The following is a 15,551-nucleotide window of genomic DNA, read 5'->3' on the forward strand; positions in this document are numbered from 1 at the left end:
ATTGCATGCGCCGGCGGATACGCGGCAGCGCAGCGAAAAGAGAGAAGGGTGTGCGGAGAAGGGCTGAGAAGCCCTATCGCATTCGCGTGCTCACAAGAGACTCCCTAGGGACCAGGACCCCGGGGGTTGGCATTCACAGATGCCGAGGGGCCCGCGCTTGCCGCAAACCTCGCTGCCTACGGCCTGGTCTTCACCCGGGGCACCCCGCCACGGACGGAGGGTTGCCGGACAGCGGGCCGGGGCCGTAGTCGCTGTCACTCATGACCTGCCCAGCATCTTGCCATACGCGGGAGAACGCGCAAGGCGCGGTCCAGGATCCGGACCGCGCCCCGCCACATGCCGTCCGCTCAGGCGTTGCTGACCGCCACCCAGCGCTCCAGCGCCTGCCGGGCCGCTCCCGAGTCGATGGACTCCGCGGCCTTCTCGATCCCGGCGGCGATCTGCTCGTTCAGCGTGCCGCCCGTCGGGGCCAGCGCGACCAGCGCCGCGGCCGAGTTGAGCAGCACGGCCTCCCGTACGGGCCCTTGCTCACCGGCCAGCACCCGGCGGGCCACGTCGGCGTTGTACGAGGGGTCGCCACCGCGGAGCGCCTGCGGCGGCACCAGCTCCAGCCCGATGTCGCGCGGGTCGAACGACTCCTCGCGCACCGATCCGTCCCGGACCACCCAGATCCGCGAGGTCGCGGTCGTCGTCAGCTCGTCCAGGCCGTCGTCACCGCGGACGACCAGCGACGAATTGCCGCGCTCGGCGAGGACACCGGCGACGATGGGCGCCATGCGCAGGTCGGCAACGCCGATGGCCTGGGAACGCACCTTCGCCGGGTTGGTGAGCGGCCCCAGGATGTTGAACGTCGTCGGGGCACCGAGCTCCTTGCGGGCCCTGGCCACGTAGCGCAGAGCGGGGTGGAACTTCACCGCGAAGCAGAGGGTGATGCCCGCCTCCTCGGCGACCTCGACGACCCGCTGCGCGCTGAGCTCCAGGTTGACGCCGAGCTTCTCCAGTACGTCGGAGGAACCGCTCGACGACGAGGAGGCCCGGTTGCCGTGCTTGACGACCTTGGCGCCGGTGCCCGCGATGACGATCGCCGACATCGTGGAGATGTTGACCGTCTTGGCGAGGTCGCCGCCGGTGCCGACGATGTCGACCGTAGGACCGGGCACGTGGATGGTGTTGGCGTGCGCGTACATCGCGCGCACCAGGCCGGACACCTCATCGACCGTCTCGCCCTTGGCGCGCAGGGCCACCGCGAAACCGGCGATCTGCACATCGCTCGCCTCGCCGCTCATGATGCGGTCCATCGCCCACGCGGTGTCGTCCGCGGTCAGGTTCTCGCCGCGCAGCAGGGGGTTCAGCAGGCCGGGCCAGGAACGGTCCGCCACGCTGTCGCCGCCGACCGGGGTCACAACGTTCATGGTCCGCTCCTGGGGTCCACAGCCGAAAAAAGGGGTAAGGCCCACCCTATCGAGCGCAACGCACAGCGAAGAGCCCCGTCCATCGGATGGACGGGGCTCCTGCTGTGGCGATCAGTTCAGACGATCAGTGGTGACCGTGGCCGCTGGTGATCTCCTTGTACTCCTCGACGGTGGGCTTGGCGATCTGGTTGTCCTCGCCGTAGTAGCCCTTGCTGAGCCTGGCCCGCAGCTTCTGCAGAGCCGGCACCTTGCGCTCGACACCGTTCTCGTCGACCGTCGGGCCGATCTCGACCGGCTCGTACTGCTCGTGCGCGGTGAGTGTGTGCAGCTTCTCGGGGCCGAGCGGCTCGTGGATCTCGACGAACTCACCGTGCGGCAGGCGCTTGATGATGCCGGACTCGCGTCCGTGCAGCACCTTCTCCTTGTCGCGGCGCTGGAGGCCGAGGCAGATCCGCCGGGTGGCGATGAACGCGATGACCGGTCCCACGAAGATGAAGATCCGGACGAACCAGGAGATGGCGTTCAGCGACAGGTGGAAGTGCGTGGCCCACAGGTCGTTGCCACCGCCGATGAAGACGATGAAGTACTCGGTGATCCAGGCGACGCCGAAGGCCGTCCGGGTCGGAGCGTTGCGCGGGCGGTCCAGGATGTGGTGCTCGCGCTTGTCCCCGGTGACCCAGGACTCGACGAACGGGTAGACCGCGATGATCGCGAGCACCAGTCCGAAGGCCATCAGCGGGATGAACACACCCAGGACGAGCGTGTGACCCCAGAGGTTGATCTCCCAGCCAGGCATCACTCGGATCAGACCCTCGGCGAAGCCCATGTACCAGTCGGGCTGGGCGCCGGTCGACACCTGGTCCGGGCGGTACGGGCCGATGGCCCAGATCGGGTTGATCGAGGCGATGGCCGCGATGACGGCGATGATGCCGAAGACCAGGAAGAAGAAGCCACCGGCCTTCGCCATGTACACCGGCAGCAGCGGCATGCCGACGACGTTCTTGTTGCTGCGGCCCGGACCCGCGAACTGCGTGTGCTTGTGGTAGAAGACCAGGATCAGGTGCGCCACCAGCAGGCCGAGCATGATGCCCGGCAGCAGCAGGATGTGGATCGAGTAGAACCGGGCGACGAAGTCGTGACCGGGGAACTCTCCGCCGAACAGGAACATCGAGATGTACGTGCCGACGACCGGCATCGACAGGATCGCGCCCTGGGTGAAGCGGACACCCGTACCGGAGAGCAGGTCGTCCGGGAGCGAGTAGCCGGTGAAGCCGGTGAACATACCCAGCACGAACAGCAGGAAGCCGAACAGCCAGTTGATCTCACGCGGCTTGCGGAAGGCACCCGTGAAGAACACGCGCATCATGTGCACGAACATGCCGGCCAGGAAGATCAGCGCGGCCCAGTGGTGGATCTGCCGGACCAGCAGACCACCGCGGACGTCGAAGCTGATGTCCAGCGTCGAGGCGTAGGCCTCGGACATCCGGATGCCCTGCATCGGCTCGTACGAGCCGTGGTACACGACTTCGTTCATGCTCGGGTGGAAGAACAGCGTCAGATACACACCCGTGAGGATGATGATGATGAAGCTGTAGAGGGCGACCTCACCGAGCATGAAGGACCAGTGGTCCGGGAAGATCTTGCGCATGTTGGACTTGGCCAGGGAGTAGATCCCGAGTCGGCCGTCCGCCCAGTCGGCCACCCGCTCACCGGCGGGCGCCTTGCGATTGCCCGGTGCCGCGGCACCGGGTGAGTTCGTGGTCGCAGTACTCATCCGCGCTCCCAGAATGCAGGACCGACGGGCTCTTCGAAGTCACCGAGCGCCTCGAGGTTGCCCTCGCTGTTCACACCGATCCGCAGCTGCGGAAGGGCGTGACCGGCCGGACCGAAGATGACGCGGGCGCCGTCGGAGAGGTCGAAGGTGGACTGGTGGCACGGGCAGAGCACGTGGTGCGTCTGCTGCTCGTACAGGCTGATCGGGCAGCCGACGTGCGTGCAGATCTTGGAGAAGGCCACGATGCCCTCGTGGGCCCACTCGCGCTCGCGCTTGTCCTTGATGTTCTTCGGCTCGATGCGAATGATCATCAGCGCGGCCTTGGCGATCTGGTTCTGGAAGTCCTCCGCGTCCTCCGACAGGCCCTCGGGCATGGCGAAGGTCAGCGAACCGACGGCCACGTCCTCGGGACGCAGCGGCTCCATCGTGTTCATGTTGATGAGCCGCTTGCCCTTGGCCCACAGGGTGTTGCGGAGCTTCTTCTCCGGCAGCGGACCGAGGTCGCGCAGCAGCATCACACCGGAGAGCGGCACCAGGGCCAGCGCGCCGAACATGGTGTTGCGGATCAGCTTGCGCCGGCCGAACGCGGACTCCTCGGCACCTGCCGCGAAGTCGGCGAGAACCTTCGCCTTGACCTCGGGCGTGGCCTCGATGGCGTGCCGGTCGTCGGCGACCTCCACGTCGGACATCAAGGTGCGCGCCCAGTGGACGGCACCCGCGCCGATCGTGAAGAGGGCCACGCCCAGGGTCAGCCCCAGGGAGAAGTTGAGCGCGCTCACATGGCCGAAGGGCCAGATGTACACGATCTTGTCGACCGGGAAGATGACGTAGGAGGCGATGAAGCCGACCGTCGCCAGCATGGACAGCGTGAACATGAACGCGACGGCGCGCTCAGAGCGCTTCGCGGCCTGTTCGTCGATGTCCTGGATGCGCGGCTTGTGGGCCGGCAGCCCCGGGTCGGCGAACGGGTCGTCCGCGACCTTCACCGCGCCGTGCGCGGTGCCCTGCTCAGCGGGCAGGTTCTCGTCTGGAATCTCTTGGCTACTCATGACTTCTTGGCCTTAGCGGTGTGGGCCGCGACCCAAATGGCAACTGCGATCAGTGCGCCGAGCCCGAAGATCCAGGCGAACAAGCCCTCGCTGACCGGCCCCAGGCCACCCAGCTTGAGACCACCCGGATTCTCCGACTGGGCGCTGTTCACGGTCTTGATGTACGCGATGATGTCCCGCTTCTGCTGCTCGGGCATCGTCGTGTCCGGGAAGGACGGCATGCTCTGCGGGCCGGTCTGCATGGCCTCGTAGATGTGCTTCGGGTCCACGCCTTCGAGGCTCGGCGCGTACTTGCCGTTCGTCAGCGCGCCACCCTCACCGGTGAAGTTGTGGCACTGCGCGCAGTTGGTACGGAACAGGTCGCCACCCTTGGCGATGTCCGCGCCGTCAGGGCTGACCTGGCTCTTGGTCGGCACGATCGGACCGGCGCCGAGCGACGCGACGTACGCCGCGAGCTGGTCGATCTCGGCCTGGTTGTAGATGACTTTCTTCTTCGGTACCTGGGCGCCCGGCTGCTGCGCCGGCATGCGTCCCGTACCGACCTGGAAGTCCACGGCGGCGGAGCCCACGCCGACCAGGCTCGGCCCGTCGGTGGTGCCCTGACCGCCGGTTCCGTGGCAGCTGGCGCAACCGACGGAGTACAGCTTCTTGCCCTCGTCGATGGCGAGGGACTGGGCGGTGTCGTCGGCCTGCGCCTTACTCGCGGGCGCAAACGCGGCGTACAGCCCCCCAGTGGCCGCCAGCGCGAGGAGTAGTACGACGACCGCCGCCAACGGATGGCGTCGTCGTGCGGAGAGCTTTTTCACGGATTACCCCGGTGTCAGGATCTTCTGCGTCGATGCTGGATGTGGTTCGGGTTCGAGCCCGGTTACTTGATCATGTAGATCGTGGCGAAGAGGCCGATCCACACGACATCGACGAAGTGCCAGTAATAGGACACGACGATGGCGGCGGTGGCCTGTTCATGGGTGAACCTCTTGGCTGCGTACGTCCTGCCCAGAACGAGCAGGAAGGCGATGAGCCCGCCTGTCACGTGCAGCCCGTGGAAGCCGGTCGTCAGGTAGAACACCGAGCCGTACGGGTCGGAGGACAGCGAGAGGCCGTCCTTCTTCACCAGCTCGGTGTACTCGAAGACCTGGCCTCCGATGAAGATCGCACCCATCACGAAAGTGATCACGAACCAGGTACGGAGCTTCTTCACATCGCCCCGCTCCGCGGCGAAGACGCCGAGCTGGCAGGTGAGTGAGGAGAGCACCAGGATCGTGGTGTTCGTCGCGGAGAACGGGAAGTTCAGGGCCGAGGCCATTTCCTTCCAGTGGTCCGGTCCCATCACCGATCGCAGGGTGAAGTACATCGCGAAGAGGGCCGCGAAGAACATCAGCTCGGAACTCAACCAGATGATGGTTCCGACGCTGGTGAGGTTCGGTCGATTGACCGACGGGTGCGCGTGCCCGGTTTCTACTGTCGTTGCTGTCGCCACGACCGACATTATGTCGGTCCCTTATCCCGCCCTCACTCCGGGGGTGCCGTTCGGTGTGTCAACAGGGTGTGCCGTCCCCGAACAGCCCATGAATCCGCTGTCCCGGGCGGTACTGACAGGCCATCGGGCGGAGTACGATCCGCGCATCGGTTCATGCCCGGAAAGCCCCGAAGACACGGATGTCACGGAGGAACAATGCAGCCGACCGCCACGGTCCTGGTCTACAGCGACGACGCCAACACCCGTGAGCAGGTGAAGCTGGCAGCCGGGCGCAGGCCGGCCGCCGACGTGCCGCCGGTGGAGTTCCTCGAGTGCGCCACCCTGCCCGCCGTCCTGGAAGCACTGGACAACGGCGGCATCGACGTCTGTGTGCTGGACGGCGAGACGGCGCCCGCGGGCGGCATGGGCGTCTGCCGGCAGATCAAGGACGAGATCTTCCACTGCCCGCCTGTCTTGCTACTGATGGGCCGCCCGCAGGATGCCTGGCTGGCCACATGGAGCCGTGCGGACGCCGCGGTGACCCTGCCGGTCGAACCGGTCGAGTTCGCGGACGCCCTGGCCGCCCTGCTGCGCAACAGGCTCTGCACGGCCTGAGAGCCTGTCGGGCGGCCTCTGAGGCCCGCCGCGGATCCGTCCGCGGTACCGCTGAGGGGCGGCGCACTCCCCGGGGCCGGTCAGACCTCGGGGCGCAGTCGCGCCGCCTGGATCGTGTCCGTGCGGTCCGGGGAGGAGTTCTTCTGCAGCGCGCTGCCCTTCAGCCATGCGGGCCAGGAGAGGTTCCAGTCGCCGTAGCCGTTGTCGAACGGTGTCATCGTCTCGCCCTGACTGCCGACGACCTGGACGATGTCGCCCGTGCGCACGGTGTTGTAGAACCACTCGGCCAGGCTGGTGGTCATGCCTGTACAGCCATGGCTGACGTTCGCGTACCCCTGCGAACCGGTGGACCAGGGGGCCGCGTGCACGTACTCGCCGCTCCAGGTCACGCGCGTCGCGTAGTAGACCATCAGGTCGTACCCGTCGGACGAGTTCGCCGAGATGCCGATCGTCTCGCCGCGCATACGTACGGCGTATTCCTTGCTCAGCACGACCTTGACACCGTTTCGGGTGGCGAAGCCCGGTTTGCCGGTGGTCACCGGAATGGTGTTGATCACTTTCCCGTCGCGCTTGACCGTCATCGTGTGCGCGGCGGCGTCGGTGATGGCCTCGATGCGGGCGCCCGTGGTGAGCCTCAGCGCCTTCGTGGGGGCCCCGTACAGGCTGTTGGTGACCTTGAGACCGGCCAGGCCGCTGGTGACGTCGATGGTGGCCCTGGCGGGCCAGTACTCCTCGGGGCGGTAGTGCAGGGTCTTGTCGTCGACCCAGTACCAGGAGCCGGTCACGGCGGGCGTGGAACGGACCCGCAGGGCGCGCTCCACGATGGCTCTGGACGCCTTGTCCTTGATCGGAGCGCTGAGTGCCGCCGTGATGGGCTGTCCGACGCCGTAGGTGCCCGCCTGAGGGCCGAAGGCGACCTTCAGGAACTTCTTGGCGGAGGTGGTCCCGAAGGAGAGCGTACGGCTGCCCGGATCCCCGTCGCCGTCCTCCATGCTGACCCGGACCGTGTAGCGGGTGCCGGCGGCGAGCGGGGAGGTGGCGTGCCAGCGCCTCCCGTCGGCGTCCAGCTCGCCCGACAGATGGCGTCCTGCCGTGTCCACTGCCGTGACGTCCGTGATCCGGCCGTCGTCGCCGTCGACGGTGAGTTCGAGCGGCTTGTCGGAGTCGACCTTCTCGTCCCCGTCGGAGACGTTGGCGGAGATCTCGTCCGCGGCGTCGTACGGTTTCGCCGCGAGCGGGTGGCCGTCGGACCCCCCGCACGCGGTCACACCTGCGACCAGGGTCACGACCAGCAGAGTGCAGCTCACTACGGGGCGGAAGCGCGGCGTGTGGTTCATGAACACACGCTATGAAGATTCATCCCTATCAGCGCGCTATGTGACTGCAAACGGGGGGCCTGTACTTCTTTTGGTGGAGAAGTACAGGCCCCCCGTCAGGTGGAGCGGTGACGCGAGGTCACTGGGTCCGGTTCTCACCGCGGTAGTACTCGAAGACCCAGCCGAACAGGCCGATCAGAACCACCGGGATCGCGTAGTAGAGCAGCCACCAGCCGAAGACGACGCCTAGGAAGGCGAGGGCGCCGCCGATCGCCAGCGCGAGCGGCTGCCAGCTGTGCGGGGAGAAGAACCCCACCTCGCCGGCCTCGTCCGCGACATCGGCTTCCTTGTTGTCCTGGGCCATGGCGTCGACCCGCCGCGCCGTGAAGGCGAGGTAGAAGCCGATCATGATGCTCAGGCCGAAGGCCAGGAAGAGCGCGGTGGTACCGGCCGGCTCCTTCGACCACACGCCGTAGGTGATGGCCATGGCGAGCATGAAGACGCTCAGCCAGATGAACATCTTGCCCTGGATATTCACTTGCCGGCCTCCTTGCCACCAGCGAGGGCCTTGTCATCCTCGGAGTGGTGCTCCAGCTGTTCGAGCGCCGAGATCTCCGGGTGGTGCAGGTCGAACGCCGGGGATTCGGAACGGATCCGCGGCAGCGTGAGGAAGTTGTGCCGCGGCGGCGGGCAGGAGGTCGCCCACTCCAGCGAACGGCCGTAGCCCCACGGGTCGTCGACCTCGATCTTCTTGCCGTACTTGGCGGTCTTCCACACGTTGTAGAAGAACGGCAGCATCGACAGACCGAGCAGGAACGAGGAGATCGTCGAGATCGTGTTCAGCGCGGTGAAGCCGTCCGCGGCGAGGTAGTCCGCGTAGCGACGCGGCATGCCCTCGGCACCCAGCCAGTGCTGCACCAGGAACGTGCCGTGGAAGCCCACGAACAGCGTCCAGAACGTGATCTTGCCGAGCCGCTCGTCCAGCATCTTGCCGGTGAACTTCGGCCACCAGAAGTGGAATCCGGAGAACATCGCGAAGACCACGGTGCCGAAGATGACGTAGTGGAAGTGCGCGACGACGAAGTACGAGTCCGAGACGTGGAAGTCCATCGGGGGCGACGCCAGGATCACACCGGTCAGACCACCGAAGGTGAAGGTGATCAGGAAGCCGACGGCCCAGAGCATCGGTGTCTCGAAGGACAACGATCCCTTCCACATCGTGCCGATCCAGTTGAAGAACTTCACACCGGTCGGTACCGCGATGAGGAATGTCATGAATGAGAAGAACGGCAACAGCACACCGCCGGTGACGTACATGTGGTGCGCCCACACGGTCACGGAGAGGCCTGCGATGGCGATCGTCGCGCTGATCAGGCCGATGTAGCCGAACATCGGCTTTCGACTGAACACCGGAATCACTTCGGAAATGATTCCGAAGAATGGCAAGGCGATGATGTACACCTCTGGATGGCCGAAGAACCAGAAGAGGTGTTGCCAGAGCAATGCGCCGCCATTGGACGCGTCGAACACATGCGCACCGAACTTGCGGTCCGCCTCCAGCGCGAAGAGCGCGGCGGCGAGGACCGGGAAGGCCAGCAGGACCAGCACACCGGTCAGCAGGACGTTCCAGACGAAGATCGGCATGCGGAACATCGTCATGCCGGGAGCGCGCATGCAGATGATCGTGGTGATGAAGTTGACCGAACCGAGGATCGTACCGAAGCCGGAGAAGGCCAGACCCATGATCCACATGTCGGCGCCGACACCCGGCGAACGGACCGCGTCCGAGAGCGGGGAGTAGGCGAACCAGCCGAAGTCGGCCGCACCCTGCGGGGTGAGGAACCCGGCCACCGCGATGATCGAGCCGAAGAGGTACAGCCAGTACGCAAACATGTTCAGCCGCGGGAACGCCACGTCGGGCGCGCCGATCTGCAGCGGCATGATCCAGTTCGCGAACCCGGCGAACAGCGGCGTCGCGAACATCAGCAGCATGATCGTGCCGTGCATCGTGAACGCCTGGTTGAACTGCTCGTTCGACATGATCTGCGTGCCGGGACGGGCCAGCTCGGCGCGCATGAAGAGCGCCATCAGACCGCCGATGCAGAAGAACGCGAACGATGTGACCAGGTACATCGTGCCGATCGTCTTGTGGTCAGTGGTGGTCAACCACTTGATGACGACGTTTCCCGGCTGCTTGCGCCGGACCGGCAGCTCGTCCTCGTACGAGTCGTCTGCTGCCGCGGCACCCTGAGGTTCGTTGAGGATGCTCACAGTTTGTTCGTCTCCGCATTCCTGGCCGGGTCAGTCTGCGCGATGCCGGCCGGCACGTAGCCCGTCTGGCCCTTCTTCGCCAGCTCCTTGAGATGCGCCTGGTAGCGCTCCGGGGAGACGACCTTGACGTTGAAGAGCATCCGGGAGTGGTCGACGCCGCAGAGCTCGGCGCACTTGCCCATGAAGGTGCCCTCCTGGTTGGGAGTCACCTCAAAGGCATTGGTGTGGCCCGGAATGACGTCCTGCTTCATGAGGAACGGCACCACCCAGAAGGAGTGGATGACGTCACGCGAAGTCAGGACGAAGCGGACCTTCTCACCCTTCGGCAGCCACAGGGTCGGACCCGGGTTGCCGTTCTGCGGGTTCCGCGTTCCCGGGATGCCGTAGTCGTAGACACCCTCGGCCCCCTGGGGGAAGTCCTTCCGGAACCTGTCCGGGATGGCGTCCAGTTCCTTGGGGATCTTTTTGCCCGTGGCGAGCGAGCCGTCCACGTTCTCGATGTAGTTGAATCCCCAGCTCCACTGGTAGCCGACCACGTTGATGGTGTGGGCGGGCTTGGGGGAGAGCGTGAGGAGCTTCGATTCATCGCGCGCGGTGAAGTAGAACAACACCGAGACGATGATCAGAGGGACCACGGTGTACAGCGCCTCGATGGGCATGTTGTACCTGGTCTGCGTAGGAACCTCGATCTTGGTGCGGCTGCGCCGGTGGAAGATGACGCTCCACAGGATCAGGCCCCAGACCAGCACGCCCGTGGCGAGCGCTGCCGCCCACGAGCCCTGCCAGAGGGAAAGGATCCGTGGTGCCTCTTCCGTTACCGGCGTAGGCATACCAAGACGGGGAAAGTCCTTGTATGTGCAACCGGTGGCGGTCGCCAGGACCAGGCCCGCAGTCAGCACCTGCGGCAGCTTCCGCCGCATCGGGCGCCGCGACGAGCGGTCGGAGCCGTTGGGACTCACGTAGCGCCTTCCCGAGAGTCTCGCCCGCGCGGTCGGCGCGGCCGTCTCTCTGGTCGGTCGCCGCCCTGACGCGGGCAGGGGTTTGGATGTTTATGCGGACCAAACCCTACTGGACGCTATTTGGGGTCGCGCGGGGAGGGTGCCCAACGCGCCGTCCGACCCTCCGAAGGGGTGGAGTACGGGCCTCCGGCGGCCATCTGACGCCCCCTCTCCTGGCCACGCGGGCGGCCCCGGCCCGGCGCGGGCTAGCGTGGCCGTGTGCCCTACTTCGACGCCGCCTCCTCCGCCCCCCTGCACCCCGTCGCCCGCCAGGCGCTGCTTGCCGCGCTGGACGAGGGGTGGGCCGACCCGGCCAGGCTCTACCGCGAGGGGCGCCGGGCCCGGCTGTTGCTGGACGCGGCCCGGGAGACCGCCGCGGAGGCCGTGGGCTGCCGCCCGGACGAGCTCACGTTCACTCCTTCGGGGACGCGCGCGGTGCACTCGGGAATTTCCGGGGCCCTCGCGGGACGTCGGCGTGTCGGCCGCCATCTGGTCGTCTCCGCGGTCGAACACTCGTCGGTGCTCCATTCGGCCGCCACCCATGAGGCCCAGGGCGGATCGGTCTTCGAGGTCGCGGTGGACCGCTCGGGTGCGGTGAGCGCGGCGGCGTACGCGCAGGCGCTCCGCGAGGACACCGCGCTGGCCTGTCTGCAGTCCGCCAATCACGAGGTCGGCACCGAGCAGCCGGTGGCCGAGGTCGCGGAGGTCTGCCGGGCGGCGGGGGTGCCGCTGCTGGTGGATGCCGCCCAGTCGCTGGGCTGGGGGCCGGTGCCCGAGGGCTGGTCGCTGCTGGCGGCGAGCGCACACAAGTGGGGCGGGCCCTCGGGGGTCGGGCTGCTGGCGGTGCGCAAGGGGGTGCGGTTCGCGGCTCAGGGACCGGCCGACGAGCGCGAGTCGGGGCGGGCCGCGGGGTTCGAGAACATTCCGGCGATCGTGGCCGCGGCGGCTTCGCTGCGGGCGGTGCGGACGGAGGCGGCGGCCGAGTCCGTACGGCTGCGGGCCCTGGTGGACCGCATCAGGCTCCGGGTACCGCAGCTGGTGCCCGATGTGGAGGTGGTCGGCGACCCGGTGCGGCGGCTGCCGCATCTGGTGACCTTCTCTTGTCTCTATGTCGATGGAGAGACTCTGCTCCATGAGCTGGACCGGTGCGAATTCGCCGTATCGTCCGGTTCCTCCTGCACCAGCAGCACACTGACACCGAGCCATGTGCTCAGGGCCATGGGGGTGCTGTCGGAGGGGAACGTACGGGTGTCGCTGCCGGCCGGCACCACGGCCGAGGACGTCGACCGCTTCCTGGACGTACTGCCCGGGGTGGTGGGAGACGTACGGGAGAGGCTGGGGGCGCCCGTTTCGGCTCCCCCCTCCCCCGCCGCGTCCGCGTCCCTGGTGGTCGACGCCCTCGGGAAGCGCTGCCCGATCCCCGTGATCGAGCTCGCGAAGGTGATCGGGGACGTACCGCTGGGCGGGACGGTGACCGTGCTCTCCGACGACGAGGCGGCTCGGCTGGACATCCCGGCCTGGTGCGTGATGCGCGAGCAGGAGTACGTGGGCGAGGAGCCGGCGGACCGCGGCTCGGCCCATGTGGTCCGCCGGCTGACCTGAGACTCCCCTTCGGGATCAGCCCAGGTGCGCGCGGACCTCGGCGGCGGCGTCGTGGCCGTACGCCTTGGTGAAGCGGTCCATGAAGTGGGTGCGGCGCAGGGTGTACTCCTGGGTGCCGACCGTCTCGATGACCAGGGTGGCGAGCATGCAGCCGACCTGGGCGGCGCGCTCCAGGCCGACGCCCCAGGCGAGACCGGAGAGGAATCCGGCCCGGAAGGCGTCGCCGACACCGGTCGGGTCGGCCTTGACCTCCTCCTCGGGGCAGCCGACCTCGATCGGCTCCAGGCCGGCCCGCTCGATCCGCACGCCGCGGGCGCCGAGCGTGGTGACCCGGTGGCCGACCTTGGCCAGGATCTCCTCGTCGCTCCAGCCCGTCTTGGACTCGATGAGCCCCTTCTCGTACTCGTTGGAGAAGAGATACGTGGCGCCGTCCAGGAGGATCCGGATCTCGTCGCCGTCCATCCGCGCGATCTGCTGCGAGAAGTCCGCGGCGAACGGGATGCCGCGGGAGCGGCACTCCTCGGTGTGGCGGAGCATCCCCTCGGGGTCGTCCGCACCGATCGAGACGAGGTCGAGGCCGCCGACACGGTCGGCGACGGACTTCAGCTCGATGAGCCGCGCCTCGCTCATCGCGCCCGTGTAGAAGGAGCCGATCTGGTTGTGGTCCGCGTCCGTCGTGCAGACGAAACGGGCGGTGTGCAGGACCTCGGAGATCCGGACCGACCCGGTGTCGACGCCATGGCGGTCGAGCCAGGCGCGGTACTCGTCGAAGTCGGAGCCCGCGGCACCGACCAGGATCGGGTGGGTGCCCAGCAGGCCCATGCCGAAGCAGATGTTGGCGGCGACACCGCCCCGGCGCACATCGAGGTTGTCGACCAGGAAGGACAGCGAGACCGTGTGCAGCTGATCCGCGACCAGCTGGTCGGCGAAACGGCCGGGGAAGGTCATGAGGTGATCGGTGGCGATGGAGCCGGTGACTGCGATTCGCACGGGGAGACTGCTCCTGTGGAGATCGGGGGGAACGGGTGACGGTGTTCCCGGGGCGGCGTGACAGTTCACGCTACCCGTTCCCCGCACTCGCCCTGAAGGGGGGAAAACTACCCGATAGTAGGGCTTTCTTCCCAGGGCGTGTGATGCCTACGGTGCGTATATGTCGAACAACAACGCTTCACGCGAGTCCGAGATCAGCCTGGCCGAGCTGCGCGGTGACTGCGCGCGCATGGCTCCGCACTGGGTGGCTCCCGCGAAGTCCGCCCCCGCTCCGGTCGCGCCGTCCCTGATTCACGGGGTGACCGTGCCTCCGGCCTCCGCGCGGCTGATCGACGCCATGTCCGACTACGGCGACTGAGTCCGGCGCACCGGTCGCGGCCCCCACCCCTGAAGGGAACCGTGCGCCCGCGTGCCCCGTCCCACCGTTGTCCCCACTCACGGGACGGACGGCAGGCCGGTTACGGTCTGTGACGGCAACGCAGGCGAAGGAGCGATCCGGTGAGCACCGAGCGATCCGACAACGACGTGACCGGCCCCCGGCGACGCCCGACGCTCGCCGTGGTCTCGGTGGCGGCAGCCGTACTGCTGGCCGGGGGCGGTGGCGCGTACTGGGCCGCGACCGCCGCGGACGGCGACGGCGGGAGCGGCGGCAGCGCGGCGGCCGACAGGGAGCGCCCCCCTCCCCCGCCGGCCCTGGACGAGCAGGCGGGCGGCCCGGCGGCGCCCGACGGGTCCTCGCCGGGCACCGCCCCCGGCATCGCGCCGGGCGAGCCCGATCCGCACGGCGGCCGGATGGTCTACCGCGCCTCCGGCAAGCTTCCCGAGGGTCCCGGCACGGCGGCGGTGCGGCGCACCGAGGGAGCCGTCTCCGCGGCACAGGTGTCCCGGCTGGCGAAGGCGCTGGGCCTTGAGGGCACCCCGCGGACGGAGGGCACGTCCTGGAAGGTGGGGTCCGACAAGGACGGCTCCGGCCCGGCCCTCCGGGTGGACAAACAGGCGCCGGGGACCTGGAGCTTCGCCCGGTACGGCTTGGGCGGTACGGACAACTGCGAGGGCACCTCGGCCTGTTCGAGCGCGAAGGTGGCCCCGGGCGGCAGCGGCTCCGCGGTGGGCGAGGGCGCCGCCAGGGCCGCCGCGGCGCCGGTCCTGAAGGCGGTGGGGCAGGACGACGCCGCCCTCGACACCCGGCAACTCATGGGCTCGGTACGGGTGGTGAACGCCGACCCGGTGGTGGACGGACTCCCCACCTACGGCTGGTCGACCGGGATCCAGGTGGGTTCGGACGGTGAAGTAGTCGGCGGCAGCGGACAGTTGAAGGCCCTGGAGAAGGGCGACAGCTATCCGGTGATCAGCGCGGGCGAGGCACTGAAGCAGTTGAACGGGGCGGCGCCCCGGACGGACGGGCGCGCGGACATCGGCGGGTGCGCCACCCCCGTACCGCTGCGGGACGGCCTGAAATCGCCGGAGGTCCATTGCGGAGCACGGACCGGGGCGGAGCGGCCAACGACGACCGTGACGGTCGACAAGGCCGTGTTCGGCCTGACGGCGCGGTACGTGGCGGGCAGGCAGACGCTCGTACCGTCCTGGCTCTTCTCGGTGCGACCGGCCGCGGGCGGCACGGGCGAGACCGTGTCGCAGATCGCCGTGGACCCCGCGTATCTGACGAAGGAGGAACCGTCGGCGACGACCCCGCCTCCGGGGGACACGGGAAAGACCTCGCGGCAGATCCTGTCGTACAGCACTGACGGGCGGACCCTGTCGGTGACGTTCTGGGGCGGGGCGTGCAGCACGTACACGGCGCGTGCGAGCGAGGACGGGAAGGCGGTGCGGGTGACGGTGGCGGAGACGAAGCCGGCCGGAAAGAAGCTCTGCGCCATGATCGCCAAGGAGCTGACCCGCACGGTGACGCTGGACGCGCCGCTCGGCGACCGGACGGTGGTCGATGCCGCCTCGGGCGGCGACGTGCCCCGCGGCTGACGTCTGGGCCCGTACACACGGCACAGAGGCGGCGGGGGGGGCGGGGGGGGCGGCCCGCCGCCGCTGCGGGGGGCGCGCGGGCACCGGC

At 68.1% G+C, this 15,551-nt stretch carries 14 protein-coding genes and 1 riboswitch; of the genes, 4 read left to right on the top strand and 10 right to left on the bottom strand.

What is annotated here, in order from left to right; genetic code table 11:
* Positions 1 to 148 precede the first annotated feature (148 nt).
* A riboswitch (SAM riboswitch) is annotated at positions 149 to 266 on the bottom strand.
* 81 nt (positions 267 to 347) lie between these two features.
* The 5 genes from trpD to ABZ826_RS05325 all read right to left on the bottom strand — a co-directional run bounded on the left by trpD (position 348) and on the right by ABZ826_RS05325 (position 5,724).
* Positions 348 to 1,412, bottom strand: coding sequence for an anthranilate phosphoribosyltransferase (gene trpD / locus ABZ826_RS05305; protein WP_361442425.1), 1,065 nt, complete (start codon positions 1,410 to 1,412; stop codon positions 348 to 350).
* 124 nt (positions 1,413 to 1,536) lie between these two features.
* On the bottom strand, positions 1,537 to 3,186 hold the full coding sequence (locus tag ABZ826_RS05310) for a ubiquinol-cytochrome c reductase cytochrome b subunit (RefSeq protein WP_361442428.1): 1,650 nt from the start codon (positions 3,184 to 3,186) through the stop codon (positions 1,537 to 1,539).
* On the bottom strand, positions 3,183 to 4,235 hold the full coding sequence (locus ABZ826_RS05315; RefSeq protein WP_361442431.1) for a Rieske 2Fe-2S domain-containing protein: 1,053 nt from the start codon (positions 4,233 to 4,235) through the stop codon (positions 3,183 to 3,185). Before ABZ826_RS05315 ends, ABZ826_RS05310 begins: the two co-directional genes overlap by 4 nt.
* Positions 4,232 to 5,041 (bottom strand): c-type cytochrome, encoded by an 810-nt coding sequence (locus ABZ826_RS05320; RefSeq protein WP_361442434.1) that lies wholly within the window; start codon positions 5,039 to 5,041, stop codon positions 4,232 to 4,234. The genes ABZ826_RS05315 and ABZ826_RS05320 overlap by 4 nt, the downstream gene beginning before the upstream one ends.
* 62 nt (positions 5,042 to 5,103) lie before the next feature.
* Positions 5,104 to 5,724 (bottom strand): heme-copper oxidase subunit III, encoded by a 621-nt coding sequence (locus ABZ826_RS05325; RefSeq protein WP_093893621.1) that lies wholly within the window; start codon positions 5,722 to 5,724, stop codon positions 5,104 to 5,106.
* 186 nt (positions 5,725 to 5,910) lie between these two features.
* Here ABZ826_RS05325 and ABZ826_RS05330 point away from each other — a divergent pair, with 186 nt between their 5' ends.
* The gene (locus ABZ826_RS05330) at positions 5,911 to 6,309 is read left to right on the top strand and encodes a hypothetical protein (protein ID WP_361442437.1); all 399 of its coding nucleotides are present in this window, start codon (positions 5,911 to 5,913) and stop codon (positions 6,307 to 6,309) included.
* 80 nt (positions 6,310 to 6,389) lie between these two features.
* Here the strand turns inward: ABZ826_RS05330 and ABZ826_RS05335 are convergent, their stop codons facing one another.
* The 4 genes from ABZ826_RS05335 to coxB form a co-directional block, all read right to left on the bottom strand.
* On the bottom strand, positions 6,390 to 7,646 hold the full coding sequence (locus tag ABZ826_RS05335; RefSeq protein WP_361442440.1) for an Ig-like domain-containing protein: 1,257 nt from the start codon (positions 7,644 to 7,646) through the stop codon (positions 6,390 to 6,392).
* Between the two features lie 118 nt (positions 7,647 to 7,764).
* Positions 7,765 to 8,163 carry a cytochrome c oxidase subunit 4 gene (locus tag ABZ826_RS05340; RefSeq protein WP_361442443.1) on the bottom strand — a complete coding sequence of 133 codons (399 nt, stop codon included), beginning with the start codon at positions 8,161 to 8,163 and terminating at the stop codon, positions 7,765 to 7,767.
* The gene (ctaD, locus tag ABZ826_RS05345; protein ID WP_361442446.1) at positions 8,160 to 9,896 is read right to left on the bottom strand and encodes a cytochrome c oxidase subunit I; all 1,737 of its coding nucleotides are present in this window, start codon (positions 9,894 to 9,896) and stop codon (positions 8,160 to 8,162) included. The genes ABZ826_RS05340 and ctaD overlap by 4 nt, the downstream gene beginning before the upstream one ends.
* A complete protein-coding gene (gene coxB / locus ABZ826_RS05350; RefSeq protein WP_361442449.1) occupies positions 9,893 to 10,855 on the bottom strand; it encodes a cytochrome c oxidase subunit II in 963 nt (320 codons plus the stop codon). The genes ctaD and coxB overlap by 4 nt, the downstream gene beginning before the upstream one ends.
* A gap of 258 nt (positions 10,856 to 11,113) precedes the next feature.
* Between coxB and ABZ826_RS05355 the strand changes: the two genes are divergently transcribed.
* A complete protein-coding gene (locus tag ABZ826_RS05355) occupies positions 11,114 to 12,496 on the top strand; it encodes an aminotransferase class V-fold PLP-dependent enzyme (RefSeq protein ID WP_361442452.1) in 1,383 nt (460 codons plus the stop codon).
* A 15-nt stretch (positions 12,497 to 12,511) separates the two neighbouring features.
* Here ABZ826_RS05355 and ABZ826_RS05360 read toward each other — a convergent pair whose 3' ends face one another.
* On the bottom strand, positions 12,512 to 13,486 hold the full coding sequence (locus ABZ826_RS05360) for a carbohydrate kinase family protein (RefSeq protein WP_361442455.1): 975 nt from the start codon (positions 13,484 to 13,486) through the stop codon (positions 12,512 to 12,514).
* Positions 13,487 to 13,646: 160 nt separating this feature from the next.
* On the opposite strand from ABZ826_RS05360, the gene ABZ826_RS05365 reads away from it, so the two are divergent.
* Positions 13,647 to 13,844: a hypothetical protein gene (locus ABZ826_RS05365; RefSeq protein ID WP_361442458.1), complete on the top strand. Its 198-nt coding sequence runs from the start codon at positions 13,647 to 13,649 to the stop codon at positions 13,842 to 13,844.
* Between the two features lie 140 nt (positions 13,845 to 13,984).
* Entirely contained in the window at positions 13,985 to 15,463 is a 1,479-nt protein-coding gene (locus ABZ826_RS05370; protein ID WP_361442461.1) for a hypothetical protein, read from the top strand.
* Positions 15,464 to 15,551: the final 88 nt, after the last annotated feature.

The sequence above is a fragment of the Streptomyces sp. NPDC047515 genome (genome assembly GCF_040643055.1).
Classification (GTDB): domain Bacteria; phylum Actinomycetota; class Actinomycetes; order Streptomycetales; family Streptomycetaceae; genus Streptomyces.

Bases quoted from the DNA above. Each gene is read 5' to 3' on its own strand.
- trpD (WP_361442425.1), bottom strand. From the start codon at position 1,412: ATGAACGTTGTGACCCCGGTCGGCGGCGACAGCGTGGCGGACCGTTCC.
- ABZ826_RS05310 (WP_361442428.1), bottom strand. From the start codon at position 3,186: ATGAGTACTGCGACCACGAACTCACCCGGTGCCGCGGCACCGGGCAAT.
- ABZ826_RS05315 (WP_361442431.1), bottom strand. From the start codon at position 4,235: ATGAGTAGCCAAGAGATTCCAGACGAGAACCTGCCCGCTGAGCAGGGC.
- ABZ826_RS05325 (WP_093893621.1), bottom strand. From the start codon at position 5,724: ATGTCGGTCGTGGCGACAGCAACGACAGTAGAAACCGGGCACGCGCAC.
- ABZ826_RS05330 (WP_361442437.1), top strand. From the start codon at position 5,911: ATGCAGCCGACCGCCACGGTCCTGGTCTACAGCGACGACGCCAACACC.
- ABZ826_RS05335 (WP_361442440.1), bottom strand. From the start codon at position 7,646: ATGAACCACACGCCGCGCTTCCGCCCCGTAGTGAGCTGCACTCTGCTG.
- ABZ826_RS05365 (WP_361442458.1), top strand. From the start codon at position 13,647: ATGTCGAACAACAACGCTTCACGCGAGTCCGAGATCAGCCTGGCCGAG.